Annotated in this window: 23 protein-coding genes and 1 pseudogene; 16 read left to right on the top strand and 8 right to left on the bottom strand. The window is 68.5% G+C overall.

The annotated features are described in order from the left end of the window. Positions 1-41 precede the first annotated feature (41 nt). The gene (locus OHB49_RS01195; protein WP_329157138.1) at positions 42-188 is read left to right on the top strand and encodes a hypothetical protein; all 147 of its coding nucleotides are present in this window, start codon (positions 42-44) and stop codon (positions 186-188) included. Positions 189-1,134: 946 nt separating this feature from the next. On the opposite strand, the gene OHB49_RS01190 is transcribed toward OHB49_RS01195, so the two are convergent. Next, positions 1,135-1,722 (bottom strand): TetR/AcrR family transcriptional regulator, encoded by a 588-nt coding sequence (locus OHB49_RS01190; protein ID WP_329157137.1) that lies wholly within the window; start codon positions 1,720-1,722, stop codon positions 1,135-1,137. A gap of 100 nt (positions 1,723-1,822) precedes the next feature. Between OHB49_RS01190 and OHB49_RS01185 the strand changes: the two genes are divergently transcribed. The 5 genes from OHB49_RS01185 to OHB49_RS01165 all read left to right on the top strand — a co-directional run bounded on the left by OHB49_RS01185 (position 1,823) and on the right by OHB49_RS01165 (position 5,871). Beyond that, a complete protein-coding gene (locus tag OHB49_RS01185; RefSeq protein ID WP_329157134.1) occupies positions 1,823-2,806 on the top strand; it encodes an aldo/keto reductase in 984 nt (327 codons plus the stop codon). 77 nt (positions 2,807-2,883) lie between these two features. Then, positions 2,884-3,789, top strand: a complete 906-nt coding sequence (locus OHB49_RS01180) for an MBL fold metallo-hydrolase (protein ID WP_329157133.1) — start codon at positions 2,884-2,886, stop codon at positions 3,787-3,789. Positions 3,790-3,909: 120 nt separating this feature from the next. Then, positions 3,910-4,866 (top strand): SDR family NAD(P)-dependent oxidoreductase, encoded by a 957-nt coding sequence (locus OHB49_RS01175; protein WP_329157132.1) that lies wholly within the window; start codon positions 3,910-3,912, stop codon positions 4,864-4,866. Positions 4,867-4,920: 54 nt separating this feature from the next. Continuing rightward, positions 4,921-5,214 (top strand): hypothetical protein, encoded by a 294-nt coding sequence (locus OHB49_RS01170; protein ID WP_329157130.1) that lies wholly within the window; start codon positions 4,921-4,923, stop codon positions 5,212-5,214. A 198-nt stretch (positions 5,215-5,412) separates the two neighbouring features. Beyond that, complete coding sequence (locus OHB49_RS01165) at positions 5,413-5,871, top strand: MarR family winged helix-turn-helix transcriptional regulator (protein ID WP_329157128.1); 459 nt, start codon at positions 5,413-5,415, stop codon at positions 5,869-5,871. A gap of 876 nt (positions 5,872-6,747) precedes the next feature. Here OHB49_RS01165 and OHB49_RS01160 read toward each other — a convergent pair. Beyond that, positions 6,748-7,380 carry a TetR/AcrR family transcriptional regulator gene (locus OHB49_RS01160; protein WP_329157126.1) on the bottom strand — a complete coding sequence of 211 codons (633 nt, stop codon included), beginning with the start codon at positions 7,378-7,380 and terminating at the stop codon, positions 6,748-6,750. A gap of 102 nt (positions 7,381-7,482) precedes the next feature. On the opposite strand from OHB49_RS01160, the gene OHB49_RS01155 reads away from it, so the two are divergent. Together OHB49_RS01155 and OHB49_RS01150 are read left to right on the top strand one after the other, a co-directional pair. Beyond that, a complete protein-coding gene (locus tag OHB49_RS01155; RefSeq protein WP_329157124.1) occupies positions 7,483-8,397 on the top strand; it encodes an NmrA family NAD(P)-binding protein in 915 nt (304 codons plus the stop codon). Positions 8,398-9,165: 768 nt separating this feature from the next. Then, positions 9,166-9,885: a DinB family protein gene (locus tag OHB49_RS01150; RefSeq protein ID WP_329157122.1), complete on the top strand. Its 720-nt coding sequence runs from the start codon at positions 9,166-9,168 to the stop codon at positions 9,883-9,885. 326 nt (positions 9,886-10,211) lie between these two features. Here the strand turns inward: OHB49_RS01150 and OHB49_RS01145 are convergent, their stop codons facing one another. After that, entirely contained in the window at positions 10,212-10,742 is a 531-nt protein-coding gene (locus OHB49_RS01145) for a hypothetical protein (RefSeq protein WP_329157120.1), read from the bottom strand. 571 nt (positions 10,743-11,313) lie between these two features. Here OHB49_RS01145 and OHB49_RS01135 point away from each other — a divergent pair. Beyond that, on the top strand, positions 11,314-11,679 hold the full coding sequence (locus tag OHB49_RS01135) for a hypothetical protein (protein WP_329157118.1): 366 nt from the start codon (positions 11,314-11,316) through the stop codon (positions 11,677-11,679). Between the two features lie 275 nt (positions 11,680-11,954). Here OHB49_RS01135 and OHB49_RS01130 read toward each other — a convergent pair whose 3' ends face one another. Then, entirely contained in the window at positions 11,955-13,205 is a 1,251-nt protein-coding gene (locus OHB49_RS01130; RefSeq protein ID WP_329166300.1) for an IS701 family transposase, read from the bottom strand. Positions 13,206-13,476: 271 nt separating this feature from the next. Next, positions 13,477-13,752 (bottom strand): Tn3 family transposase, encoded by a 276-nt coding sequence (locus OHB49_RS45690; RefSeq protein WP_443079469.1) that lies wholly within the window; start codon positions 13,750-13,752, stop codon positions 13,477-13,479. A 150-nt stretch (positions 13,753-13,902) separates the two neighbouring features. Here OHB49_RS45690 and OHB49_RS01120 point away from each other — a divergent pair, with 150 nt between their 5' ends. From OHB49_RS01120 to OHB49_RS01110, 3 genes are all read left to right on the top strand, one after another. Further along, the gene (locus OHB49_RS01120; protein ID WP_329157117.1) at positions 13,903-15,102 is read left to right on the top strand and encodes an NAD(P)/FAD-dependent oxidoreductase; all 1,200 of its coding nucleotides are present in this window, start codon (positions 13,903-13,905) and stop codon (positions 15,100-15,102) included. Between the two features lie 206 nt (positions 15,103-15,308). Further along, positions 15,309-16,205 (top strand): RNA polymerase sigma-70 factor, encoded by an 897-nt coding sequence (locus tag OHB49_RS01115; protein WP_329157115.1) that lies wholly within the window; start codon positions 15,309-15,311, stop codon positions 16,203-16,205. Between the two features lie 430 nt (positions 16,206-16,635). Next, positions 16,636-18,168, top strand: a complete 1,533-nt coding sequence (locus tag OHB49_RS01110) for an ArnT family glycosyltransferase (RefSeq protein ID WP_329157113.1) — start codon at positions 16,636-16,638, stop codon at positions 18,166-18,168. 69 nt (positions 18,169-18,237) lie between these two features. Here the strand turns inward: OHB49_RS01110 and OHB49_RS01105 are convergent, their stop codons facing one another. After that, positions 18,238-18,903: a TetR/AcrR family transcriptional regulator gene (locus OHB49_RS01105; RefSeq protein ID WP_329157111.1), complete on the bottom strand. Its 666-nt coding sequence runs from the start codon at positions 18,901-18,903 to the stop codon at positions 18,238-18,240. A gap of 316 nt (positions 18,904-19,219) precedes the next feature. Here OHB49_RS01105 and OHB49_RS01100 point away from each other — a divergent pair, with 316 nt between their 5' ends. The 4 genes and pseudogenes from OHB49_RS01100 to OHB49_RS01085 all read left to right on the top strand — a co-directional run. Continuing rightward, positions 19,220-19,825 carry an ester cyclase gene (locus OHB49_RS01100; protein WP_329157109.1) on the top strand — a complete coding sequence of 202 codons (606 nt, stop codon included), beginning with the start codon at positions 19,220-19,222 and terminating at the stop codon, positions 19,823-19,825. Positions 19,826-19,985: 160 nt separating this feature from the next. Next, positions 19,986-20,750, top strand: coding sequence for an SDR family NAD(P)-dependent oxidoreductase (locus OHB49_RS01095; protein WP_329157108.1), 765 nt, complete (start codon positions 19,986-19,988; stop codon positions 20,748-20,750). Positions 20,751-21,286: 536 nt separating this feature from the next. Next, positions 21,287-21,658 (top strand): DoxX family protein, encoded by a 372-nt coding sequence (locus tag OHB49_RS01090; RefSeq protein WP_329157107.1) that lies wholly within the window; start codon positions 21,287-21,289, stop codon positions 21,656-21,658. Positions 21,659-21,826: 168 nt separating this feature from the next. Then, a pseudogene (locus tag OHB49_RS01085) lies at positions 21,827-21,988 on the top strand (IS5/IS1182 family transposase); the annotation flags it as partial. A 187-nt stretch (positions 21,989-22,175) separates the two neighbouring features. Here OHB49_RS01085 and OHB49_RS01080 read toward each other — a convergent pair. Both OHB49_RS01080 and OHB49_RS01075 read right to left on the bottom strand, forming a co-directional pair. Further along, complete coding sequence (locus OHB49_RS01080) at positions 22,176-23,081, bottom strand: RNA polymerase sigma-70 factor (RefSeq protein ID WP_329157106.1); 906 nt, start codon at positions 23,079-23,081, stop codon at positions 22,176-22,178. Beyond that, positions 23,078-24,289 carry an NAD(P)/FAD-dependent oxidoreductase gene (locus OHB49_RS01075; protein ID WP_329157105.1) on the bottom strand — a complete coding sequence of 404 codons (1,212 nt, stop codon included), beginning with the start codon at positions 24,287-24,289 and terminating at the stop codon, positions 23,078-23,080. Before OHB49_RS01075 ends, OHB49_RS01080 begins: the two co-directional genes overlap by 4 nt. Positions 24,290-24,704 lie beyond the last annotated feature (415 nt).

Here is a 24,704-nt window from a genome sequence, read left to right as displayed (position 1 = left end):
CCTGCGTGCCGGTCGGTAAGCATTGGGCGACCCACAGGAGAGTGGGTCGCCCTACGGGGGGCATCGCCGCGCTCTCGCTGCACTCCACGCCGGTCATCTGCGGATGGGCCGCGGGTTTCGTAGAGGTCGAGGCTTTCAACACCGAGCAGTACGCGCACCACCGGTTCGAGCGGAATCTCGAACGCTGACACGAGCGATCGGATGCACCGGAACGACCCAACTACTCTGGAAGGACGCCGGCTTACGCCGTGAGGCGCTGTTGATACGAGTGGAGGCGGAAAATCCCTGCGCCGCTGACTGCGCCCCGTCCGTGGCCATGTCCACCGCCAGGGACTGCTGGCGCAGCCCAGCGGCCAGGGTCCGCGCGAGGAACGGTTCTTTCTCAGCAATCAGGATCCGCATAACCCGCCCCCGCTCCAGACGCCCGCACAAGCGCACTCGTCCTGTGGGTCCTCATCGCCATCCGGTCGGCCATCAGCGTGGACTCTCCGTCTTCCCGGCAGAACATCCTCGAGCAGATCGCCGATGGCATCAGAATCGCTCTGCGCCACCCCGTGCTGCGTCCCACGCTGATGCTCACTGCGGCTGCCGCGGGATTCCTTCTCCCCATCACGTCACTTCTGATTCCGCTCTTCTGTCGCTCTCGGCACGGCGTGCGACCTTCGCGGGACTGATCGTGGGTGGACGGAGTGGGAGCGTTCTGCTGGTCGCGCTCTCGGTAGTGCGCTTCGGTCGCCTCCGACGACAGGGCGTCACAGCGGCCTGTGGTCTGGTGATGGCATGGGCGGGCCCCCCCGGCCCGCTTCAAGGGACCAGTCGCCGCCTTGGTCACGTGCGCCTGCGTCCTGATGGTGACGGCCGCTGTCGGCCTGGGTTCGGTTCTCCGTCTCTCCGCCGAGCGGACAGCGCAGCCTCGTGAGCGAAAACGTTCTACAGATCTGCGCCCGGTTGCTGGGCGCCTGCCATGAGGAGTTGATCTTCGCTCTGCCGGAGTGTCGGTAGGTGTCGCATCGGCCCGTGGGCGGACCCACAGCAAGTCCGCGCCCGCACGAGGGCCTGAGCTGCCACGGTTTTGGCTCCGAGCAAACCGCCCCGGTGGGTGCCGGAACCGGTTGACCGCGCTTTCTGGGGCCGTTAAGAGCGCGCCGTCTTCGGTTCGCCTAGCCGACGGGCGGCCTCCACGACCGCCGCGCGATGCTCTGCCAGCCGCTCCGGCGACCAGGGGTGGCCGGCTCCGTCCATGTCGCCGCCTTCGGCGGCCCAGAACCACGCCTGGGCGGCGGCGAGGACCATGGTCAGCAGATCTTCGGGGCCCATGTCCCGGGCGAGGCTGCCGCGCTGTTGCGCCTGGGCCACTTCGGCGGTCTTGTGCTGGAAAGTGTCCGGTTCGAGTCCGGTGGCGGACGGGCGTTCCAGGAGTTTCCACAGTCGCAGGCGCATGAGGTCCGGCCGGGCGACGAGGTGGTCGAAGATCGCGCCTGCGTATCCGGGCAGGTCATCGACGTCGAACGGTACCGACTCGGCCCCCGCCGTCATCGCCCGTCGCAGAACCTCGTCGAACAACTGCTCCTTGTTGCCGAAGTAGGCGTAGATCAGCCGCTTGTTCGCCGCCGCGGCCTCGGCGATCCGATCCACCCGGGCGCCGGCGATGCCGTAGGCGGCGAATTCGGTGAACGCGGCGTCAAGCAGCCGGGCCTTGGTGGCGGTGGAGTCGCGTGGCATGCCGGTCACCCTACCAAGTAACTATCCAGTTATTGACATCCGTCAAAGAGAAGCTAAGTTTGTATCTATCCAGTTAGTTATAGAGAGGAAACTGAACTTCATGGAACACCGCGCACTCGGCAGCCAGGGCCTGATCGCCAGTGTCCAGGGCCTGGGCTGCATGGGCATGAGCGTCTTCTACGGGGCCGCCGACGAGACCGAGTCGCTGGCCACCATCGACCGCGCGCTGGAGCTCGGCGTCACCCTGCTGGATACCGCGGAGAGCTACGGCCCGTTCGTCAACGAGCAGCTTCTCGGCAAGGCCCTTGCGGGACGCCGGGAGGCGGCCGTCCTCGCCACCAAGACCGGCGTGGAGATCACCGACGACGGTCGGATGGTCGGCCTGAACGGCCGGCCGGAGTACGTGCGCCGGGCCCTTGAGCGTTCGCTGCGGAACCTGGGCACCGATCACGTCGACCTGTACTACCTGCACCGCATCGACCCGAACGTGCCGATCGAGGAGACCGTCGGCGCGCTGGCCGAGCTGGTGGCCGAAGGCAAGGTCCGGCACATCGGCGTGTGTGAGGCGTCGGCGCAGACGATCCGACGTGCCCATGCCGTGCATCCACTCACCGCAGTGCAGACGGAGTACTCGCTCTTCGAGCGCGGCATCGAGCGCAACGGTGTGCTCGATGCCCTGCGGGAGCTGGGGATCGGCCTGGTCGCCTATTCCCCGCTGGGCCGTGGGTTCCTGTCCGGTGCCATCACCAGCCCCGACGACTTCGCCGAGGACGACTGGCGCCGCACCGATCCCCGTTTCCAGGGCAAGAACTTCGACCGGAACCTCGATGTCGTCCGCGAGGTCCGCCGTATCGCCTCCGTCAACCACGTCACCCCCTCCCAGCTGGCCCTGGCCTGGGTGCAGCGGCAGGGCGCAGTGGCCATCCCCGGTACCAAGCGCCGCCGCTACCTGGAGGAGAACATCGCCGCGGCCGAGGTGACCCTCACCGACCAGGACATCGCCGCCGTCGAGGAGGTCGCCCCGCACGGCGTCGTCAGCGGCGACCGCTACGCACCCGAAATGATGGGGACGCTCGACGGCTGAGACCCGCCGGACCCCGGGGGCCAGAACACCCCCGTCCCACACACAACATCAGTTCCTGAACCTCGAAAGACCCCGCCATGCCTCAGCCGGCCAAACGGTCCTGCATCACCATCGGCGACACGACGATCACCTACCTCCCCGACGGCTTCGGCGTACACAACCCCGACGTCCTGTTCCCTGGCGTGGACTGGACGACGCGCCCAGGCCACCTCCAGGACGGGCAACTCCTGCTCTCGTTCGGCTCCTTCCTCATTCGCGCGGGTGACCGCCGGGTCCTCGTGGACCTGGCCGTCGGGAAGATCGACGTGGACGTGCCCGGCGTCGCTCAGCTCAAGGGCGGTTCACTTCTCCAGAACCTCGCCGACGAGGGCTTGTCGGCTGAGGACATCGACACGGTCGTGTACACCCATCTGCACCTCGATCATGTCGGCTGGACCAGCGATGTCGCGCCGCTCCCGAACGCTCCCGCGACAGGCTCGCCCACGGGCCTCACCTTCCCCCGGGCACGCCACCTGATGTCGGAGGACGAGTGGCAGTACTGGTCGACGAGCGCAGCGGCCCTGGGCGGACCGGACGCCGAGGCAGTGCTCAAGCCACTCGACGGCATCGTCGAGTTCGTCAAGAGCGGTGACAGCATCGCGCCCGGTGTGACCGTTGAGGCCACGCCCGGACACACCCCGGGGCACCTGGCGATCGTCGTGCGTGACCCGTCGGGGGCCAACCCCGAATCGGTGTGCATCGTGGGAGACATCCTTCACTCCCCGGCCCAGGTCGGCGATCCCGCCTTGGTGTTCTCCTCCGATGTCGCTCCGGACCAAGCCCGAGTCGTGCGCGACCGTGTGCTGGCACGACCGGACACCGTGCTTGCCGCCGGGCACTTCACGGACGGTGTGTTCGGCCGTGTCACATCGGTGGGCGACGCCTACGCCTGGGCGCCTCTCGGCCGCTCGCCGCACACCGGTGACCCGAGTGGACATGCATGATCCGGGTGCGGCCCGACCCACCCGGACCGTGCAACCCCACCCGTCCGGGGTTGGCGCACATGCTCGGCGAGTGAGCCGCACGCGTTGAAATTCACGTTCCTCAAGTCAGGAGATCCCCACATGTCCGTACCCCATGCGCCCCACACGTTCGGGGCAACCACTACCGCCACCGAAGTGATCGACGGCGTGGACTTGCACGGCCGTCGAGCCGTGGTGACCGGAGCCAGTTCCGGAATCGGGGTGGAGACGGCTCGGGCGCTCGCGGCCGCGGGCGCCGACGTCACCCTGGCCGTACGGAACACCGACGCGGGAAACCATGTGGCGGCGCGCCTGGAGGCTGAACTGCCGCCCAAGTCGGGACAGCTGACGGTAGGGCGGCTCGACCTGGCCGACCGGTCGACGGTCGAGACGTTCGTGGCCGACTGGACGGGCCCGTTGCACATCCTGGTCAACAACGCGGGCGTGATGGCCCTGCCCCAACTCACCCGCACGCCTGACGGCCGGGAAATGCAGTTCTCCGTCAATCACCTGGGGCACTTCGCGCTCGCCGTCGGCCTGCGCCCGGCACTCGCGGCGGCTGACGGCGCGCGGATCGTCTCAGTCGCCTCGATCGGTCACCTCTTCTCACCAGTCGTCTTCGACGACCTGGACTACCGTTTCCGCCCGTACGACCCCTGGACCTCCTACGGGCAGTCGAAGACCGCCAACGTCCTGTTCGCCGTCGGGGCCGCCGAACGGTGGGCCGACGACGGCATCGCCGCCAACGCGCTGATGCCGGGCAACATCGCCGACACGTCGCTGGCCCGGCACCTGGACCTGGAGCAACTGGCCGGCTTCATGGACACGACCGGACTCGCGCTGCCTCCGGGGAAAACCATCGAGCAGGGTGCTGCGACCTCGGTCCTGCTGGCGGCCTCGCCGATCGTTGAGGGCATCACCGGCCGCTACTTCGAGGACTGCGCACAGGCCCAGACGGTCACCGAACGAGCCGGTGCCATCGCCGGTGTGGCACCGTACGCCCTGGACCGGGACAACGCCGCCCGGCTGTGGGCCGTATCCGAAGCTCTCGTCCGCTAGGGCGTTCTGGTCCGTCTGCAAACGGATCTTGACCAGAGCAGGAACGGCGCAAGGGTGACCGCCGGAGCCGTACGCGGCCTGGCCGACCAGACCCGCTTACGGCTCGGCGGACTCGCCACGTACCTGCAGCGTCCGCCGACCGCCAACGGGGCGGCCGGCGCACTGGAGGACGAGACCGGCATAGCCAATCTCGTCTTCAACCCGTTGGTCGCAGCTGACCGTATCTACTACCCGAGCGAGCTCGGGGGCGAGGCTTTCCACGGCCGGGGGCGTGTGCACGACTGCTTCCATGAGCTGCGTGGTTATCGATCGTTTGGCTGGACGGGTGACGCTGTTTGTCGCTGCTGACGGCTGAGTTGATTGTCTGGAGTGTGACAGAGGGCCGCGGTGAGGCCGGGGGCGGAGCGACGGGGGCGCCGGTGAGTGTCACTGTGCGGTGAACATTCCGAAAATTACTTGCATTCGCGGAATAAATGCGCACGCTTATTTTTTTCAATTATGTCGTAGGGTGGTCGGTAGCGAAGTGTGACGGAGGAGTAGGCAACGATGACCGCAACGGATCCCTCGCTCACCGCCCTTGCCCAGGGATGGTGCGCTCTTTCCCTGTTGCATGGGCGGATCGAGGCCCGCATCGAGCGCGCGCTGCAGGCCGGGCACAACCTGAGTGCGCGCGAGTACTCCCTGCTCGACGTACTCAGCCGCCAGCACGACGGTGACGGCGGTCACCTGCAGATGAAGCAGGTTGCCGACGCGGTCGTCCTCAGTCACAGTGCCACCACTCGGCTGGTCACCCGGCTCGAGGACCGTGGTCTGCTCTCCCGCTATTTGTGTCCCACCGACCGTCGCGGCATCTACACGAACGTCACCAAGGCGGGCCTCGAACTTCTCGAAGAGGCGCGTCCGACCAACAATGCGGCGTTGCGCGAGGCCTACGAGGAGGCGGCGGGGAACCCGGAGCTCGCGCCATTGGTGGAGGTTGTGGCATCCATGCGTGTACCCGCATGAGGAGAAGTGAAGGCTCGGGCGCCTGACGCGTCTCGCGTACGCCTTCTGGATCAGGCGCTGCGAGCACGTAGTCGAGACGGACTGCTCCGGCATGCGGCGAAGGTGTGCGTCCTGCCCGTAGGCGCCGTTCTCGGCCACCCAGGGGAGAGGGAGGTCTGAGGCCGGGTGTGCAGTATCAGGCGCCTGGCCGGGTTTTCGTTGGTGGCGAAGACGCGTTCGTCGGGACCTTCGCCGCCCGGCAGAGCTCGCGGTCGGCCAGGACCTGGGCAGATGCCGTTCCCAGCGCACCAGGGTGCGGCTCTTGGATGACGGTATGCGACAAAGATGCCCCACTGGCAGTTCTCGGTGCGGCCGGCGGTGCCGGAGCACTGGGGCTGGCCCCGGCAGAGGTGGTGCTCTTCTTGACGAAGCCGGTGTCGTCGGTGGCGAGCACTGAGCACCCCGCGATCGTGGGCGAGGCGTTCGGCTGCGTAGGGCTGGAGGACGTCGTCGGTGTTCCAGGTCGCCCCGTTCGGCGGTCACTGGAGGCCGTCAGGGGTACGGTGCCCGGCGAGCTCGGCCAGTTGCCGGCCGTTCTTGCGGCCGGCGGGGGCGAGAGGCCTCGCAGATGGTCCCGCATCCGCCGCCGCAGGCCGGCACGGCCGGCCGGTGATGGTCGCCGTGGGCCTGGCTCGGTTCGCGGTGTTGATGGGCGTGCCCACGGCGTTCGGGCTCGGCTGACTCGGCTTTGCTCGTCGGCGGCGCGCCGAGCGTGCTGTCCGCGGATGGCTGTGGGGCCAGGCGCGGGGACCGGGCGAGTCGAGGCGGTCTTGCGAGGCGACGTGGCGCGGCTGGTGTGCGGTGCATGCGTGCGCGCGTGGTCACTTCGGCGTCGGCTCACAGCCGTCCGGCCTGAGCGAGGGCGAGCAGGTCGTTCGCGGCCTGCTGGGAGCGGATCCGGATGCCGGTCGGGTCGGGGACCGGTCCGCCGAGCAGGGCGGAGTCGACGATCTCCGCCTGGACGAGGGCGGAGAAGACGTGCGCGGCCCTTGTCGGGTCGCTGACCTTGGCACGCAGATCTTCCGGCCAGTGGGACAGGTGCCGTGTGAACAGGGCTACGCGGTCGCCGAGAATCTCCTGTTGGTAGCGGCGGCCGAGTTCGGGGAAGCGCTGCGCGTCCCGGGTCACCACCCTGAACAGCGCCAACTGCTGCTCGGACAGGATGTGCTGGAGAAGCTCGCAGCCCGCTTCCGTCAGGCCTTCCAGAGGCGGCAGGTTCAGCCATTGCGGGTTTGCGGTCTGCGCGGAGGTGTCGCAGGCCTCCTGGATGACGGCGACGAAGAGATCGTCCTTGCTGTCGAAGTGCCGGTACAGGGTCGTGATGGACACGCCTGCGCTCGCGGCGATGCGGTTGACGGAGCTTCCGCCGTACCCCTCTTCGAGGAAGGCCGCGAGGGCGGCGTTGATGATCGCCTCGCGCTTTCGCGCCATCAGGCGCGCTTTGGGGTCGTTCTCGGCCCAGGTACGCACGATCTTCCTCCGGTCTCACGGTGACTTGACAGAGCATACGACAGCAGCCACTATCGCGTCATGCGAAAGTGATTGCTTTCGTATGATTCGGAGGAGAGACAGATGCAGAAGACGGACACCCCGCGGGTACTGGTTCTCGGGGCCACCGGCCGCACCGGAGCGGCGGTCGCGAAGATCCTGGAGGAGACCCCCGGCCAGGTGGTCCCGGTGCGCACGTCGCGCAGCCAGGCCACCGTCGACCAGTGGATCAAGGAGGGTAAGGACGCGGTCCGTATCGATCTCGATGACCCCGACACCTTCCCCGCCGCGCTCGAGGGCATCGACCGGCTGTTCGTGATGACCGGCTACACCTCGGCGATGAACCACCAGACCAAGTCGCTGGTGGACGCCGCCGAGGACGCCGGCGTGAGCTTCCTGGCGCACCTGGGCGTGTTCAGCGACGGGCGCTCCACCGACCCGCACTTCGCCTGGCACGAGCTGGTGGAGCGCTACATCGCCGGCTCCAAGATCGCCTGGGCGAATGTGCACCCGCACGTGTTCATGGAGAACCTGCTCGGCATCAACCGGCTGCGCGACGGCCAGTTCGTGTGGCCGATGGGCGACAAGCAGGTCGGCTGGATCGCCAACGACGACATCGCGGCGGTCGTGGCCAAGGTCCTGGCCGAAGGCCCCGAGACGCACGCAGGCCAGGTCTACAAACTGTCCGCCGATCTCCTCAACGGCACCGAGGTAGCCGAGGTCCTCACCACCGCCGTCGGGCGGGAGATCCCCGCGCTGGTCATGACCCCGGACGATCTGCAGCGCATGATCGATGCCGGCCTGGACACCGCGCCTCCCAACATGGACGCCGCGTACGCGGCCAGCACGCTGATCTGGGCGCGACAGACCTTCGAAGGCCGCATGGACTACTCCGCAGTCACCACCAGCACGGTCGAGGACCTGCTCGGCCGCGAACCCATCCGTTTCGCCTCGTGGGCCGCCGCGCACCGTCAGGACCTGCTCGACCAGCTCTCCTGACGCGGGGCCCGGGACCTCACGCTGACCCGGCCGACACCCCACTGACCTCACCCCCGAAGGAGAACGTCATGGATCTGCGACTGACCGACAAAGTCGTCGTCATCACTGGTGCTTCCTCGGGCATCGGACGCGCCACCGCGCTGCTGGTGGCTGCCTAGGGCGGCATCCCCGTCCCGGTGGCCCACAGCGCGGACAAGCCGGCCAAGGCCAAAGGCGAGGCCGAGATCGAGGGCGCCGGGGGCACCGCGCACGTGCGCGTCGCCGAGATGGGCGACCCGCAGACGTCGGCCAGATGCCAGAGACGACCCCCGCGTTCACGCGCGAGGACGAGCAGGACGGGTCCGGCGCAACCGGCATCCGCGTTCATGGCACTGGCAGGTACGCAGGTGCGGGGGCAGCACATCGTGCCGCGCGTGGTGGGTCAGGTGCGCCAGGACCGTGGGCCGGGCCGCAGACGCTGCCTGAGCGTGACCGCGTAGTGCGCACAAGGCGCAATGGAGCGCGGTTCCGCCCTGCTGCGGGGGTAGTTCCACGGTCCAGGTGCGCCGTACTTGTGGGCGCAGGGTGCACAGCCTCATGGGGCGCCCGTTCCTCCTGCCTTCAGCCGGGAGCCGCCCCGCCCCTGGGAGTTGTGGTGAGGGGAGGCGTGTCGGCGGCACACCTGCACCGCTTCGTGGGCACGTAAATCGGTCGCGCCCTGTGAGGTGGGTCGTTAACCTCCGCCGGAGCGCAGTGGGGTACGACACACGATCGCGAAGGGGGCTGTTCATGGAGATCGAGGGTGTACGGACCGACCGTTTGGGCCTGTTGCTCGACCAGTTCGACAAGGCCAGGGAGATGGCTGGGGTGCGGCTGGCGGGGCTCGGCGACGAGGAGTATCTGTGGGAGCCGGTGCCCGGCTGCTGGTCGCTCCGGCGGCGCGCCGAGGCGACGACGCCGCGGGCGTTCGGGCCAGGCGAGTGGTTGCTGGACCTGGGCGCCGCGGACATCCCGGCGAGCGAGTACGCGGAGGTCGCCCGGCAGGCGGCCGGCGGCATGTCGGTGGAGAAGATCGCCGAGGACTGGAGCGTGACCGTCGAGCGGGTCGAGCAGATCTTGGCCCACACCGGCGAGCCGGAGCCGGACGAGACGCCGGTCACGACCATCGCGTGGCGGCTGGGCCACCTGCACTACGAGTTCGCGGGCAATTGGGAGTGGACCTTCGGCGAACGACGGCAGGACCCGAAGCAGATGATCGACTTCTCCCCCTCGGCGGCCTTGACCCTGGAGCGCTTCTGGCCGGTGATCGACCGCTGGCGCGCCGACGTCGGCGCCCTCACCGAGGACCAGCTAGACACGGTCGGCCTCTCGCAGTACCCGTACGGCTCCGACCCCGAGGAACCGTTCATTTCCGTGCTGTGGGGGGCCAGCCTCGAATTCATCCACCACATGGCCGAGATCGCGTTGCTCCGGGACCTGTGGCGAGCCCGCTTCACGACTCCCCAGTAGGCCCGGGCGCGCCATGGCGTTGCCGATCCACACACCGACGGGCGGTTCGTAAACTGCTGCGTGAGCTTGGCAGTTGAGTTGAAATTTCAGCGAAGCCCATGGTGGACGGATTCTTGACCAAGATCACCGACCAACTGCGCCGGCTACCTATGGGCCTTCGCCTCCCTCACACACTCGAAGGGAGCGAAGGCCCACTAGCGGCGACGACGCGAGGCAGGCGACTGGTCCAAACTCTGCGACACCTGTTCAACCGCATGCTCGGACAGCTCCGCCACTGCCTTCAGACCCGCCGTTCGACGAAGTGACCGCCTTTCCAGTGAACGCCGCTACGGGGTGACGGACGAGGACTCGTCCTCCGGCGCGGCCGTGATCAGTCCGGAACTCACGGCCTGGTGTTGATCGATCCCAAGGCGCTGGAGGTAGGCCCAGCGGTCGAGGTGGTCGCAGGCCCATGCGGGGTCGTACGCTGCCGTGGGCAGCTGGGGTATGCGCTTGCGGCCGGTGTCGTCGAGCCGGTACGGGACGTCGAAGGCCGTGTTCCAGCCGTCCAAGTTGGCAGCAAAACGCTCTTCCGCTTCCGCTGGACCGATTCCCAGGTACTGGGAGATCTCCGCCCAGGAGCTCCCTCGCTCGCGTTCGTAGATCACGGCCGATACCAGAGCACGCTCCGTGAGTTCGATGAGCTGGAACGCTTGGCTGATCCGACCCCCGGGACCGGCGTCAGGGTCGTTCTCGGTGGCGACCAGGCCCCTTGCGCTATCGGCTACGTCCACGGCGTGGTCGCAGAGGACCAGGCGTGCCAGCGCCTGGCGGGTGAATCGGGCACGGTCGGCGTCATAGGGGGTCGTCTCAGTCACCCGCACAGCCTCCCAGGCTGTGTCCGCATCGAGTACCCGATTTCCGCCGGGGACCGTTCTCCCTTTGATGGCTTAGCCGCATGAGGTGTCCTACCTTCTAGGCGGGTGGATTGGGCCATTCGTAGGGTCCCGTCGCCTGGGGATTCCGGGAGGGGCTGGTGAGGTGTTGCCGCTTGTGGCTGAAGAGACTTGGCCGCCCGGGTCCCACCGATGACCGGGCCGCGAGTGGCGTTGGCCGGCCCCGGGGTCGGCGATGTTGTGGTCGCCGCGTTCCTCCCAGAATCCGCGGTAGTCCTGCGCCATGTACTCGATGCCGCGCAGCCATTTGGACCTTTGTAGCCGAACACTTCTTCTTGATTTTGGCCGCGGATGTGTGGGCGCCTCAGCCAGGTGCCGATAGGTCTCTTCGGGTGGTGGCTACGCCCGGGTTTGATGTGTTGTCGGCGGCCTCGGGTCGGCTCAATGGGGGAGCGAGTGGGGGCAAGGTATCCGGCGCGGGTATTCTGCTGCGGGAGTTGAGGGTGGCAGGGGCGGGCGGACGCAGTTTCAGCCGGGGGGCAACGTGGTGCGCGTGCTTAAGGCGGTAGTCCCGGTCCTCGCCCTGGTGGCGGTGGCGGCGGGGTGTTCCTCGTCCGAGGGCAAGGACGAGGAGCGGCTGACCGCGCAGCGGGAGAACTACTGCACGCAGCTGGGGGCGTGGCAGAAAGCGCGGAACGCGGCGGCCACGGACACTCCGGAGTCGTCAGGGTACGACGAGGTCGGGGCGGTCGCTCAGGACGCCTTCCTCGCAATGCGACCGCTGCGTGATGAGCCCGTCGGCGGAGGCCGCACCTTGGCGGAGGCGACGGTGGCGGCGATGAACAACAGTGACTCCGAGGCGGAGGGGCGCGTCGTGCAGTACTGCGGAGATGTCGGCTTCGAGACGCTGACCCGCTAAGGGCTGTCCCGTAATCCCTGGTGGATCAGCGGGCGGCGTCAGATGCGGTGCATCGCAAGGCGGAGGGGCGTCCTCATACTGGGCGTATTCGGGCGTTCCGACAACGCGGCGAGGTGCCGTAGCTGTCGTCGCGCGCCCGCCAGGGATTACGGGACAGCCCTTAGTAGGGCTTGGTCAGGTTCGTATGGGGGTGGGTATGTTGCGGTGGCAGGTGGGGCAGGCGCCGACCCAGAGGGCGAGGAGTGTCTGGAGTTCGCGGAGGACCTGGTAGAGGCTCAGACCTGCGCTGAGTCTTTTGGGTGGTGTGCCAGTCGTTGCAGGGTGCAGAAGGCATGAGCTGCGGAGACGAGGGTGACGTGGTGATGCCAGCCGTTCCAGGTGCGGCCTTCGAAGTGGGCAAGTCCCAGGGCCTGTTTCATCTCGCGGTAGTCGTGCTCGATGCGCCAGCGTAGTTTGGCCAGCCGCACCAGTGTGGCCAGCGGCATCCCGGAAGGCAGGTTCGAGAGCCAGAACTGCACCGGCTCGGGCTCGGTGGCGGGCCATTCGGCCAGCAGCCAGCGCTCTGGTAGTTCTGGACCGTCGCCGGCTGTGCGGGCACCGCGTCCGGCCGGTCGGACGCGCAGAGCGACGAAGCGTGAGTGCATGCGCTTGAAGCCGCTTTGGCCCTGGCCTGGCCGGGATCCTTCCCGCCAGGACACCGGTCTCGCAGCAGCCCGGCCGGCCGCGATGACCAAATTTTTCATGGTCTGTGCAGGCTCGGGATACTGCATCTTCGGTGGCCGGCCGGTGCCCGCATAGGCAGGCTGGACAGGCCGGGCGCCGGCCCGATGGGCGGTGTGGCGGGAAGAAATGCCCACCGCATAAGGCAGGTTGCGTTCCTCCAAGCCCAGACGGAAGGCGGCGGCATCACCGTATCCGGCGTCCGCGACGACCAAGGGGAGGTCGATGCCCCACGAGCGGGTCTCATCGATCATGTCCAGGGCCAGCTGCCACTTCTCCACATGCCCCGCCTGGGAGGGAATGCCGCAGCGGCCCCGGCGGGCGACCTTGTCCGCATCCGCCTCCGGCGAGCCCGGATCCCAGGAAGCGGGCAGGAACAGCCGCCAGTTCACCGCGGCCGAGGCATGATCGCGGGCCAGGTGCAACGACACCCCGACCTGACAATTGGTGACCTTGCCCGCGGTGCCGGTGTACTGCCGGGACACACACGCCGAGGCGTCCCCGTCCTTCAAAAAGCCGGTGTCATCGACGATCAGCGCCTCCGCGCCGATCACATCCTGCATCTTCCAGGCCAGCCGGGCCCGCACATGCGCTGGATCCCACGGGCTGGTAGTCACGAAGTGGGCCAGCGCCTGCCGGTTGCCGTCCTCGCCCAGACGCGCCGCCATCGGCTCCACCGACTTGCGCCGACCCTCCAGCAGCAGCCCACGCACATACACCTGCCCCCACCGCCGCTGATCCGCACGGAAGAACCCGTCGAACATCTCCGTCGTGAATGCCTCCAGGTCCTCCCGGACCCCGGCCATCTCTTCAGGTGTCACACCACCTCAACGACACTCACCAACAAGCAGACACGCCACCCACGAGTGAAGCTGACCAAGCCCTATTAGTGACCTGAGTCAGAGATTCTCTGGTGTGGTCTCAGAACGCGTCGCCTCCGAACTACTGGCCGACGCGCCACCGATCGTACGCCTGGATAGCGCCGTGACCTCGGGTGTTTCGCCTGCACAGTGCCCGGCGACTGGGAAGGACTGCCCACCCGCGCCGAGTTGGGGATCCTGGGCGGCGCGGAGGACGTCATCCGGTAGGGCGATGCCGACTTTGCCGAGCTGACGCTGGTCGCGCCCGAGGTTGGCCCGCTGCGCGGGGGAGAACACCAAGGACCCCATGGTCGTACTGCTGGGCGATGAATTCCCAGCGGATCGGGCGAGTCAGTGCCGGCGTGAGGCGGGGGTAGGCGTCCGCCTCACCGGCCGCCGACCGGTGCAGCTTGACCTTGTTGATCCGCTTGATGCGCGGCAGCAGGTAGAAGGTCAGCAGCCGAATGATGCCGACCCCGATCTCCGACTTCATGTGGACAGTTCAAGTTTGACCCGGCACGGCGACACCGCCCGTGCCGACGTTTCCGCCGAGTCCGATGTGCGCTATGTCTCATCCGCGGACCGTTATACCGGACGGGCGGCTGGTGTCTCCATGCCGAGTCCACAACACGAGGGAGACATGATGAACGGGAACGTCGAGGTGGTCGTCGTCGGCGGCGGGTACGGGGGCGTGACGGCGGCCAACAGCCTGGCTCGGCACGAGGACGTGTCGGTGACCCTGGTCAATCCGCGCCCCAACTTCGTCGAGCGGATCCGCCTGCACCAGCTCGTGACCGGCTCCGATGACGCGGTCGAGGGCTTCGGTGAGGTTCTGGGCGGGAACGTCCGGCTGGTGGTCGACACCGCGACCCGGATCGACGCTGCCGAGCGCCGGGTGTCGCTGGCGGGCGGCGGCACGGTCTCATACGACTACCTCGTCTATGCCGTGGGCAGCGGCGCCTCGGATCCCGGCGTGCCCGGAGCGGCGGAGTTCGCCCATTCGGTGTCGGATCTCGAGGGGGCGGAACGGCTGCGGTCGGCGCTTGCCGCGACGCCCGCGTCCGCTCCGGTGACCGTGGTCGGGGCGGGCCCGACCGGCCTGGAGACCGCCGTCGAGCTGGCCGAACAGGGTCGCAGGGTCACCCTGGTCTGCGGCGACGTGATCGGCCCCTCCCTGCATGCCCGGGGCCGCCGCCCGGTCGCCCGCCGGCTCACCAAGCTGGGTGTGACCGTCCTCGAAGGTCCCCGTGCGCGGGTGACGGAAGTGACCCGCGACGGCGTACAGCTCGACGACGGCCGCGACCTGCCCAGCGCTGTGACCATCTGGACCGCGGGATTCCGTGTCCCGGACCTGGCCGCCCGCAGCGGGCTGCGCACCGACACCGAGGGCCGCCTGCTCACCGACGTGACGCTGACCAGTGTGGACGACGTGCGCATCGTCGCCGCCGGGGACGCGGCGGTGATGACGGGCCGGCCGTTCCGCATGAGCTGCCAGGCCGCCGTGCAGCTGGGCCCGGCAGCCGCCGCCACGATCCTGCGCCGGATCGCGGGGAAAACACCCGCTCCCGTCCGGATGTGGTTCGCCGGGCAGTGCCTCAGCCTCGGACGAAACGAGGGCGTCACCCAGTTCTCCTACCTGAACGACAGGGTGAACGCACTCCACATCAGCGGGCGGCCAGGTGCCGGCGTCAAGGAGATCGCCTGCCAGTTCACCCTCAACAAGTTGGTGTCCGGGGCACGCAAGGCCAGTTCCCGCGCATCCCACGGCGACAGCACCGACCGCCCGGAATCGTCTCAGTCGGAACACCGCACGACGCCGTCCAGCACCCGACGCGCGGCCTAGCCGCCAAGGAGGACCGAGCCGGAGCGACAAACACACAACGCCTCGTACGCCGTGGCCGGGTGCCGGGGGGACATCCCCACCAGCCCGCCCCACACGGCCTGATCAGTGAGGGGCTGCTGCCGACAACTCCGTCATCAGACCGGGTACATGTTCCACGGCCTGCTTCCGGCCCATGGGGCCGATCACGAGAGAGTGAAGCGCACGACATGAACGACCACTTCACCGACCCCGCGACGGAGGCCTTCGTCGCCCACCGCGACCTGCTGTTCACCGTCGCCTACGAGATGCTCGGATCGGCGGCGGACGCCGAGGACGTCCTCCAGGAGGCCTGGCTGCGGTGGGTCAAGGTCGATCTGGCTCAGGTGCGGGACCAGCGCGCCTACCTGGTACGGATCACGACCCGGCAAGCACTCAATCGGCTACGCACCCTCAAACGGCGCAAGGAGGCCTACGTCGGCCCCTGGCTGCCCGAGCCTTTGCTCACCGCGCCGGACGTGGCCGAGGACATCGAGCTGTCCGAGAACCTGTCACTGGCACTCATGTTCATCCTCGAAACCCTCTCACCGACCGAACGCGCCGTTTTCGTGCTGCGCGAGGTCTTCGACATCGGTTACGACGACATCGCGGCCGCGGTCGACAAGAGCCCCGCCGCCACACGCCAGATCGCCTACCGCGCCCGCCGGCACGTCGACGCCCGTCGGCCGCGCACACCGGTTTCCCCGGAAGAAGCCCGGGCAGCGTTGAATTCGTTCCAGTCCGCGCTCGTGACCGGGGACCTGCAGGGGCTGCTCGACGTACTCGCCCCGGACGTTGTTTTCGTCAGCGACGGCGGCGGCCTCAGGCTGGCGGCCCTGCGGCCGGTCGTCGGCGCCGACAAGGTGCTCCGTTACATGGCCGGCAGTCTCGACAAGGCAGGCGGCACCCTCGTCAGTGAGCCCACGACGGTCAACGGCAACCCCGGACTCATCCTGCGCCTGGACGGTGTGATCGACGGCGTGCTGGCCTTCCGAGTGGAGAACGCCCGCGTCGCCGGCCTCTACTACGTCCGCAACCCCGAAAAGCTCACCCGCGTCGAGTCCGAAACGCCCCTCGCCTCCCGCTGATCGTCCCCCTCCGCGGCACGGCCGACCGAGGTGCGCGGTAGCGCAGACGACATGCTGCGTCGGGTCGTTGCCACTTGTCGGGTGCGCAGGTCCGTGACGGCGCGTTGGGAGTGGCGGAGGTCGGGCTTCGGGTCAGTGTTCACGCCGTGGTGGGTCAGCCGGCGACGCCGGTGATCTGGTCCCGGATGGCGAAGCGGATGATCATCCAGGCCTCAGGAAGCGGCCGTCCGGGCATCCGGACCGTGATGCAGCATTCGCAGGGCCCGGGCCGCGCTGTTGCTCGGCCTCGCGGGCCCGCGACCGGAAGTGCCGGTCGGGGGCTCTTCACCGTGCGCGGCCGGGTGCGTAAGGTACGAGCGGCCCAAGGGCCGTGCGTGCCGGGCCACTTCGGTCGCGCGGACGGTGCGACCGAGGGGCCGAGGACCGGGGGATGGTGGACGTGGGGCGTGCTGGCGAGGTCGGGGAGGCCGGCGGGCGGATCGTACCGCTGGACCGGCGGGTGTTCGCCGTCGCGGGGGCGGTCTTCGCCCTGCTGATGGCGCTGTCCCCGCGCTACGGCTTCCACATCGACGAGCTGTACTTCCTCGACTGCGCCCGGCATCTCCAGGCGAGTTATGTGGACCAGCCGGTACTGGCGCCGGTGCTGGCCCGGCTCTCGCTGTCGTTGTTCGGGGTCTCGGAGGCCGGCCTGCGACTGTGGCCTGCGTTGGCGGCGGCGGGCACGGTGATCGTGGGCGGGCTGACCGCGCGGGAGTTCGGTGGCGCGCGGCGGGCGCAGTTGCTCGCGGCGGTCGCGACCGGCACCATGCCCGTGCTGCTGGGCGGCGCGCACGTCGCCAACACGACGTCGTACGAAGTGCTGGCGTGGGCGGCGATCGCGTTCGTGGTCGTGCGGATCGGCCGCACGGGCGACACGCGGTGGTGGCTCGCTGCGGGCGCGCTGGTCGGCCTCGGCGCGGAATTCAACCACCTCGCGGCCATTTTTGGGATCGTCCTGCTGGCCGCCGCGCTGCTCGGCCCGGCCCGCGGGACCGTAGCTGATCGCCGCCTGCTTGCGGGCGCTGCGATAGCCGTGGTGCTCGTGCTGCCCGACCTGTGGTGGCAGGCGCGGCACGGCTGGGCCATGTTCGCGATGACGCGGGCGCTGAACGGGGAGAACGGAGGCGCGGGGAACATCCTCACCTGGATCGTGGGGCAGCTCGGGATGTCCTGTCTGGCGATGACGGTGCTGTGGGTGGCGGGCCTGCGGTTCCTGTGGCGGTCCGGCCGGCCGCTGTGGCGGTGCCTGGTGACCGCGTACGCCGTGCTGTTCGTGCTGTTCGCCGTGACGACCGGAGCGCAGGTGTACTACCTGGGCGGCCTGTACGTGTGTCTGCTGGCGGCCGGGGCGGTGGGACTCGACGGGTGGCTGCACTCCCGCCCGGACCGGCTGCGCAGCCTGATGATCGGAACCGCCGCCTCGGCGGCGCTGCTCGCCGTGATCGTGCTACCGGTACTGCCGCCTTCCAGCGCGGCCTGGACGTACGGCATCAGCGCCAATTCTGGGGAATCCCTGGGCTGGCCCCAACTGGTGGGCACCGTGCGGCAGGTATGGACCGGGCTCCCGCCCGAACAGCGCGCGAACGCAGTGATCTTCGCGGCGGACTACGGCGAGGTCGGCGCCATCAACGAACTCGGCCGCGGTACCGGGCTGCCCACGGCCGTGAGCGCCCACAACACCGACTGGTGGTGGGGCCCCGGCAATCCGCACGCCACGACCGTGGTGGCCATCGCCCCCGGCCCCGACCACGCCCCCGGGTATGCCGCCTACCTGCGCCGGTACTTCGGACACGTCCGCGTGGCCGCTACCCTCTCCAACCCCGACGGCGTGCACAACGTCGAATGGGGCGGCCACGTCTACGTCTGCACAGGCCCTCGCCGCGCCTGGGGTGAGATGTGGCCCGAACTGCGCCACTACGCGTGACGCCCGCGGGCCCGGTCGGCGATCACCGGTGCGTCGCGGGTGTCGGTCTTTGCCCTGCCGCGGGCTCCGTCACTGGCCCGGGGGCGGCAGCAGGCCGTGAAGGACAAGACCGGAGAGCGCGTCGGCCATGCTGCTTCTGTCCTGCTCCGCCGTCGGTGAGGCCGCGGGGTTCAACCGGTCGGCGATCGGGTCCTGTGCCAGGGCCAGCGCGGGACCGGTGACGGCGAAGTACAGGATGTGCGCCGGCACACGTGGAATGCGTCCGGCCGCCATGAGACTGTTGACAGTCGGCTCGATGCTGTCCCAGAACGGCTTGACGAACCGTTGGTGGAGATAGTCCAAGCGGCTGGAGTCGCGAGTTGACTCATCCGACATCAACCGATTCAAACCCGAGGCATTCGCGGCCAGACGATAGAGCTGAACGACTACCTTCCTCAGCCGTTCGTCATCGTCGTGGCACTCCGCCAGCAACTGGTTGAGCGCGGGCTGGGCGTCCCGCAGTGCGAAGTCCACCGCAGCGCGCCAGAAGTTCTCCTTCGACCCGTAACGATCGTTGATGAAGTTGTGACTGGCGTCGAGCCGCCGCGCCAGCTCCCTCACCGTGGTTGCGGCATAACCGAGTTCGGCGAAGGTGTCGAGACCCCGCCGAAGAATCTCTCTCTCGTCCAGTTGCACGGGGGCGTACTTCCCGCGCGCCGGCAAGGTCCCCGCCTCTGCCTGTGTTCCGTCGGTCACTCCGGCGTCGCTCCGTTCGGCCTCAGTCGCCCTGATCTTGATCGTTTGCGCTCTCTGTCGAGCTCGCCGCCTCTGCCGGTACCGGCGCATGGACTGGTGAGCCGATCCGGACACCCAGGGTCTTCGCTCGCCGCCACACGGGCTGCCGCTCGGCGACTTGTCACGAACCCGAAGTCTGTCATGCCGGAAACGGGTGCAGGTGGCTGCGCGCAACCGATCATGAAGCGCTTGACGCTTGTCAGGCTCGGATGCATGCTTGACGAGTCAAGGAAATGCCGGTCGGAAGTCACCGACCGCGTTCGACAGGAGTTGCCCCATGATCTCCAAGAAGGCCCGCGAGGCCGCGGCCGCCCTCACCCCGGCCTCCGCGCCTGTACGGCGCAAGAGGGTGAACGGCGCCATGACCGGCCTTGCCGTCGCCGCCACCCTGGTCGCTGCAGCCGTCCCGGCCGCGGCGCAGGGTCAGGGATCGCACGGTGCGGCGTCCGGACACTCGTCCTCGCAGCACCACCACCTGTCGCCGTTGCAGGTCACCTCGGCGTACTACAACAGCTACAACGGGGACCTGGCCGCTGCCTTCGATCGGTACATCTCGAAGGACCTGGTGCTCCACGGGTTCAACGGCCCCGAGAGCCGCGAGGACTGGATCAAGGGAGACCTCGAGATCAAGGCTGGGCTCAACGGATTCAAGATGACTGTGCTGGACCAGATCGTCGAAGGCGACAAGGTCGTCACGCGTTGGAGCTTCGGAGGCGTTCACACAGGGACGATCTTCGGGATCCCTGCGTCTGGCCGGGAGGTCCACCTCAGTGGCATCTCCATCGACCGCGTGGTGAAGGGACAGTCCGTCGAGCACTGGTCGGAAGGGAACTTCGGTGTGTTCCTGGACGAGCTCCGTGGCGAGACCCCCAGCCTCGAGTAGTGCTGCCCGGCGACTCACTCGGGGCCTTGGCGGGAGGCTCTGGCCTCGGCCTCGGTGGTCGACTGGTCCTCCGGGCACACCGCACACAGGATGCGCCCGGAGAACCACCCGCGGACGCAATGACAGAGCCACCGGAGAATGCACTGATAGGAGAATTTCCATGGGAACGCTCGAACAGAAAGTAGTGCTGATCACTGGCACCGGAGGAGGTATGGGCCGTGTCGCCTCGCTGATTTTTGCGAGAGAAGGCGCAAAGGTCGTCGGGTGCGACATCCAGGTCGATGCCAACGAGGAGACTGTCGAACTCGTCCGTCGCGCGGGCGGTGAGATGACGGGCATCGCGCCGATCGACCTCACCGACCCGCAACAGGCGCAGCGGCTCGTCGAAGGCGCCGTGGCGGCCTATGGCGGGCTCGATGTGGTCTACAACAACGCGGCCTCGCTGCGCTTCGGCTCGATGCCCGATTTCTCTGTCGACGACTGGCGGGCGACCGTGGCCGGCGAACTCGACATACCCTTCTTCGTGTCGAAGTTCGCATGGCCGCACCTGGCCCGGCGCGGTGGCGGCGTCATCATCAACGTCGCGTCCATGGCCGGCATGATCGCCGGCGAGAACCCCCCGATGGTCGGGCACACTGCGGCGAACGCCGGCGTCATCGGCATGACGCGACAGCTCGCGCTCGAAGGCGCGCCCCATGGGATCCGTGCGGTGGCGATCAGCCCCGGGCCCGTCCTGACCCCGGCCAGCGACCGCGATCTCGGCGACAACCAGGCGACCCGGGACGCGATCACCCGCAAGACGCTCCTCAAGCGCTTCGCCCAGCCCGAGGAGATCGTCGAATTGGCGGCCTTCCTCGCTTCTGACCGGGCGGCATACATCACAGGCGCCAACTATGCGGTCGACGGCGGCGCGAGCGCCTGGTAGCGCTACCCGCAGCTCGCACATTCCGGACTGCAAGGCCGAAGCGGTCAACCGGGCCGCTTGAGGTCGGGCTGGGCGCCCGCTCCGGCGGCGGCCCGCGCGCCCCGACGTTCCGACCACAAGGCCCCTGCGGTAGCAGATGAGGCTTCCAGCGACGCTGGTGAACGTCAGGAAGTGGCCGGCTTCGCGCTCATTTCCGCGTCGGGTCGCCGGCGGGCCGCACGTGGCGCCAGGGGAGAAGCTGAAGCGGGCGATGCCCAGAACGCTGCACGGCCGGTTCACGCTGAGGCGGTGCTGGTGATCAGCGACGAACTGGGAGCGATCTATCAGCGCGTCTCCCCGACGAAGTGCTTCGCCGCCCTCCGCAGGACCTCGGGTTCCTCCTCGAGCTCGCGGACCTTCTTCCGCGGGGCCGCGAGCAGGAATAGCTCGTCTGCTTGGTCGGCGACGCACCCAATGTCCTTCCAATTACTCCTTGACAGGTCAAGCACTATCAGGACCACGCCATCCCGGCGTGGCCGCAAGAAAGGAACTACCTCATGTACGTCACCGCTGCCGTCCTCAGCGTGCTCCTGGCCCTCGTGACCCTGGCTGCGGGTGCGCCCAAGACGGTCCTCAAGGGCGACGTCTCCGCCGGGTTGCAGTCGCACATGGGGCTGAGTGCCGGCCTCGTCCGCTTCATTGGACTGGCCGAGGTCTCCGCCACGGTAGGCCTGATCGTGGGACTCTTCTGGCAGCCCCTGGGCATCGCGGCCGCCATCGGCATGGCCCTCATGATGATCGGTGCAGTGGGATACCACATTCAGGTGGGCGACTACGCCAACCCCGAGACACGGGGGAATGCCCTGGCCGCCGTCGTTCTTATCCCATTCTTTGCGGCCACCGCCGTGGCGCTCGTACTCGCCATCTGACTCCACCCCGGGGCCGACAGCGGCCGTGCCCAGCCGCGGCCGGTATGGCCCGCACCCAGCGGGCGCCCTGCACCGGCACGGCACATCACCGTTCGCGGCCCGGCCATCTGCCCCGCGCGCTCATGACCCGTCGCAGGATCCCCCAGGAGGCCTTTGCCTTCCAGGAGTTCCCCGCTCGCGGTGTCACTGACCGGCAGGAACCGCAACGACGTCACCCAGCTCCTGCCTCCGCTGGACAAGATCCCGGCGGTAGCGGGACGGGTCGGCGGGCCGTGCCGACGGCCGGACGTCCTGCTGGCCGGCGGCGGCTACGACTATGGAAAGTACCGGCGGCCAAGCGCTTCACCACGTAGCTGAGCCAGAGGATGCACGAGAGTGCCACGGAAACATGAACCCCCTGGTTCAGGGCCCGGGGCGCGGCGGCCCGCGGCGACGTCACTGCCGCGTTTGTGAGGACGGAGGCTAGGGAGACCTGCCGGCTGCACCTCGGTGCCGAGCGGTAGTTCCCGCCCAAAGCTCACCGCGTCGCGACGTCGTGGGTGGTGCGGTTGGTGATGGCGTGGAGTTTGTCGGGGTTGGCGACGTTGTGGATGGCGGTGATACGGCCGTCGGCGTCGAAGTCGAAGGTGACGGTGGCGATCACCCGGTCCGGGGCGCTGAACACCATGCCTGGGCCGCCGTTGATCTCGACGAGCTCGGCGCGCATGTCGGCGGGCTGGACGCCCTGGTAGGTGACCGTGCTGATGGCCGCGAACCACGAGGCCACCGTCTGCGCTCCCACGACCGGCTTGAGCGCTTGACGGACCTTGCCGCCGCCGTCGGTCCACAGGGTGACGTCGGGCGACAACAGCTCCATCAGGGTGTTGATGTCACCACCGGTAGTTGCGGCGAAGAATCGCTCGGTTACTTTGCGCTGCTGAGAGCGGTCGGCGGCAAAGCGGGGCCTCCGGGCCCGTACGTGCTCACGCGCGCGGTGTGCGGCCTGTCGTACCGCCGCCTCGGACCGTTCCACCATCTTCGCGATCTCGGCGTGGCTGAAGCCGAAGACTTCCTTCAGTACGAAGACTGCGCGCTCCAGCGGGCTCAGCGTCTCCAGTACCACGAGCATCGCCATCGATACCGACTCGGCGTCCGTGACCGTGTCGGTGGTGTCGCCGCTGGTGAGGATGGGTTCGGGTAGCCACGGGCCGACGTAGGTCTCGCGCTTGTGGCGGGCGGAACGCAGGTGTTCCAGTGCCAGATTGGACACGATCCGCGTCAAGTAGGCCTTGGGCTGGGTGATTTGAGAGCGGTCGGTGGACGACCATTTGATCCAGGCGTCCTGCACCGCGTCTTCGGCGTCGGCCGCGGAGCCGAGGACGCGGTAGGCGACCGAGAACAGCAGTCTGCGGTGCTCGTGAAAGACTTGCTGGCCGGTGCTCACTGGGCACCGTCGGCGACGCGGGTGAAGCGGCCGCCGTGCGGCCAGAACGCGCCCGAGGCGGGCATCTTCTTCATACGGCCGAAGGTCGGCCAGGGCGAGGCGGTCACCGTTTCCTTATACCGGACCGCCATCCGACCGGTCAGATGAATGCGTCGCGGGCTGTCGTCGGGGCGGGTGAACTGCACGACCGCGTCGTGCCGGCCCAGGCTCACCGGCGTGTGGTAGTAGCCGAAGCGGAACGGCTTGGACTGCTTGCCCTTCAGTGTGCGGATGATCGACAGCGCGGCGTGCACCCCGGTCGGCATCCCGCCCTGGCAGGTGCCGTGCATGACGCCGTAACCCTGGCGGATCGCCGCGGCGTCACCGATGGCGTACACGTCGGGGTGCGACACCGAACGCAGCACGGTGTCGGTGACGATACGGCCGTGCTCGTCGACGGCCAGTCCGGCGGCTGCTGCCAGCTGCGGCACCCGCGTACCGCTCGTCCACAGGACGACATCGGCGGCGAGGCTCTCCCCGCCCGCCAGTTCTACCGACCCGGGCAGCGCCTTCACCACCTCGACGCCGCTGCGCACCTGGACGCCGAGGCGGTCGAGCGCCGACTGCAGATACGTCCTGGCCTTCGGGTTCATGGCCGCACCGGGTTCGTCCCGGCCCAGCAGTACGACGTTCAGCTCCGGGTGCCGCTCGGCGATCTCCGCGGCCGACTCGACGCCGGTCAGCCCGCTGCCGGCGACCACCACCGTGCCGTTGCCGAGCAGCGCCAGCCGGTCGGCCAGCACCTCGGCGTCTTTGGGACCGTTGAGGGTGTACGCGTGGTCGTCGACGCCCGGCACCGCAGTGGTATCGGCCATGCTGCCCAAGCCGAACACCAGCGTGTCGTAGTGCAGGACCCGGTCGTCGTCGATCCGCACCGTCCGTGCGTCCGCATCCACCGCCGTCACCCAGCCACGCACGAACCGTGCGCCCGTCCCCTCCAGCAGCTCCGGAATGCTCAGCTCGGCGAGCTGCTGCCCGGTCGCCGTCATGTGCAGCCGCAGCCGCTCGGTGAACCGCTCCTGTGCGTTCACCAGGGTCACCTGCACGTCGTCGCGCCGCTTGACCCGGCGCGCGAGCTGTATGGCCGCGGACATGCCCGCGTAACCCGCGCCCAGGATCAGAACGCGGTGGGTGGTGGTCGCCGTGCCGGTTTCGTGCCGTGCGTTCATCGCTTTGCCTTCCTGCACTCGCTGTTGACGACCAGTGGATGGAGGCAGCGAGCCGGTCCGTGACATGAGATCGATGTGATGCATGCCACAGTTGGCCTGGTTGTGGGGATGTGCCTCTTCGCTGAGCCCGCAATCGACTGGGGCTAAGGGCGAGTGGGGACTTCAAAGATCGCGCCGTCAGAGGCCCGCCGTGCGGCCCCGGGAGGGCGCCTCCAGAGACGGCCTCGCGGAGAGGGTGCTGGAAGCGCGCATCGAGCGGGACAACGCGTGGCTGGCCGAGACCGTCGTGGCCGCCGGCGTCGACCGACCCCGGCGCCCGCCTCCTGGGGCGCGAGGACGAGCAGACGCTGACGGCCGCGCTCGACAACCCCGACGGCGACGCCCTCTACCGCCGCCCGGCCACGCAGGCCCAAGC

This window comes from Streptomyces sp. NBC_01717, assembly GCF_036248255.1.
Taxonomy (GTDB): Bacteria; Actinomycetota; Actinomycetes; order Streptomycetales; family Streptomycetaceae; genus Streptomyces.
This window is presented reverse-complemented; position numbering and strand designations above follow the sequence as displayed.

Bases quoted from the DNA above. Each gene is read 5' to 3' on its own strand.
- OHB49_RS01120 (WP_329157117.1), top strand. From the start codon at position 13,903: ATGAACGGGAACGTCGAGGTGGTCGTCGTCGGCGGCGGGTACGGGGGC.
- OHB49_RS45690 (WP_443079469.1), bottom strand. From the start codon at position 13,752: ATGAAGTCGGAGATCGGGGTCGGCATCATTCGGCTGCTGACCTTCTAC.
- OHB49_RS01165 (WP_329157128.1), top strand. From the start codon at position 5,413: ATGACCGCAACGGATCCCTCGCTCACCGCCCTTGCCCAGGGATGGTGC.
- OHB49_RS01185 (WP_329157134.1), top strand. From the start codon at position 1,823: ATGGAACACCGCGCACTCGGCAGCCAGGGCCTGATCGCCAGTGTCCAG.
- OHB49_RS01130 (WP_329166300.1), bottom strand. From the start codon at position 13,205: ATGGCCGGGGTCCGGGAGGACCTGGAGGCATTCACGACGGAGATGTTC.
- OHB49_RS01175 (WP_329157132.1), top strand. From the start codon at position 3,910: ATGTCCGTACCCCATGCGCCCCACACGTTCGGGGCAACCACTACCGCC.
- OHB49_RS01190 (WP_329157137.1), bottom strand. From the start codon at position 1,722: ATGCCACGCGACTCCACCGCCACCAAGGCCCGGCTGCTTGACGCCGCG.
- OHB49_RS01150 (WP_329157122.1), top strand. From the start codon at position 9,166: ATGGAGATCGAGGGTGTACGGACCGACCGTTTGGGCCTGTTGCTCGAC.
- OHB49_RS01180 (WP_329157133.1), top strand. From the start codon at position 2,884: ATGCCTCAGCCGGCCAAACGGTCCTGCATCACCATCGGCGACACGACG.
- OHB49_RS01110 (WP_329157113.1), top strand. From the start codon at position 16,636: ATGGTGGACGTGGGGCGTGCTGGCGAGGTCGGGGAGGCCGGCGGGCGG.
- OHB49_RS01100 (WP_329157109.1), top strand. From the start codon at position 19,220: ATGATCTCCAAGAAGGCCCGCGAGGCCGCGGCCGCCCTCACCCCGGCC.
- OHB49_RS01075 (WP_329157105.1), bottom strand. From the start codon at position 24,289: ATGAACGCACGGCACGAAACCGGCACGGCGACCACCACCCACCGCGTT.
- OHB49_RS01115 (WP_329157115.1), top strand. From the start codon at position 15,309: ATGAACGACCACTTCACCGACCCCGCGACGGAGGCCTTCGTCGCCCAC.
- OHB49_RS01095 (WP_329157108.1), top strand. From the start codon at position 19,986: ATGGGAACGCTCGAACAGAAAGTAGTGCTGATCACTGGCACCGGAGGA.
- OHB49_RS01155 (WP_329157124.1), top strand. From the start codon at position 7,483: ATGCAGAAGACGGACACCCCGCGGGTACTGGTTCTCGGGGCCACCGGC.
- OHB49_RS01090 (WP_329157107.1), top strand. From the start codon at position 21,287: ATGTACGTCACCGCTGCCGTCCTCAGCGTGCTCCTGGCCCTCGTGACC.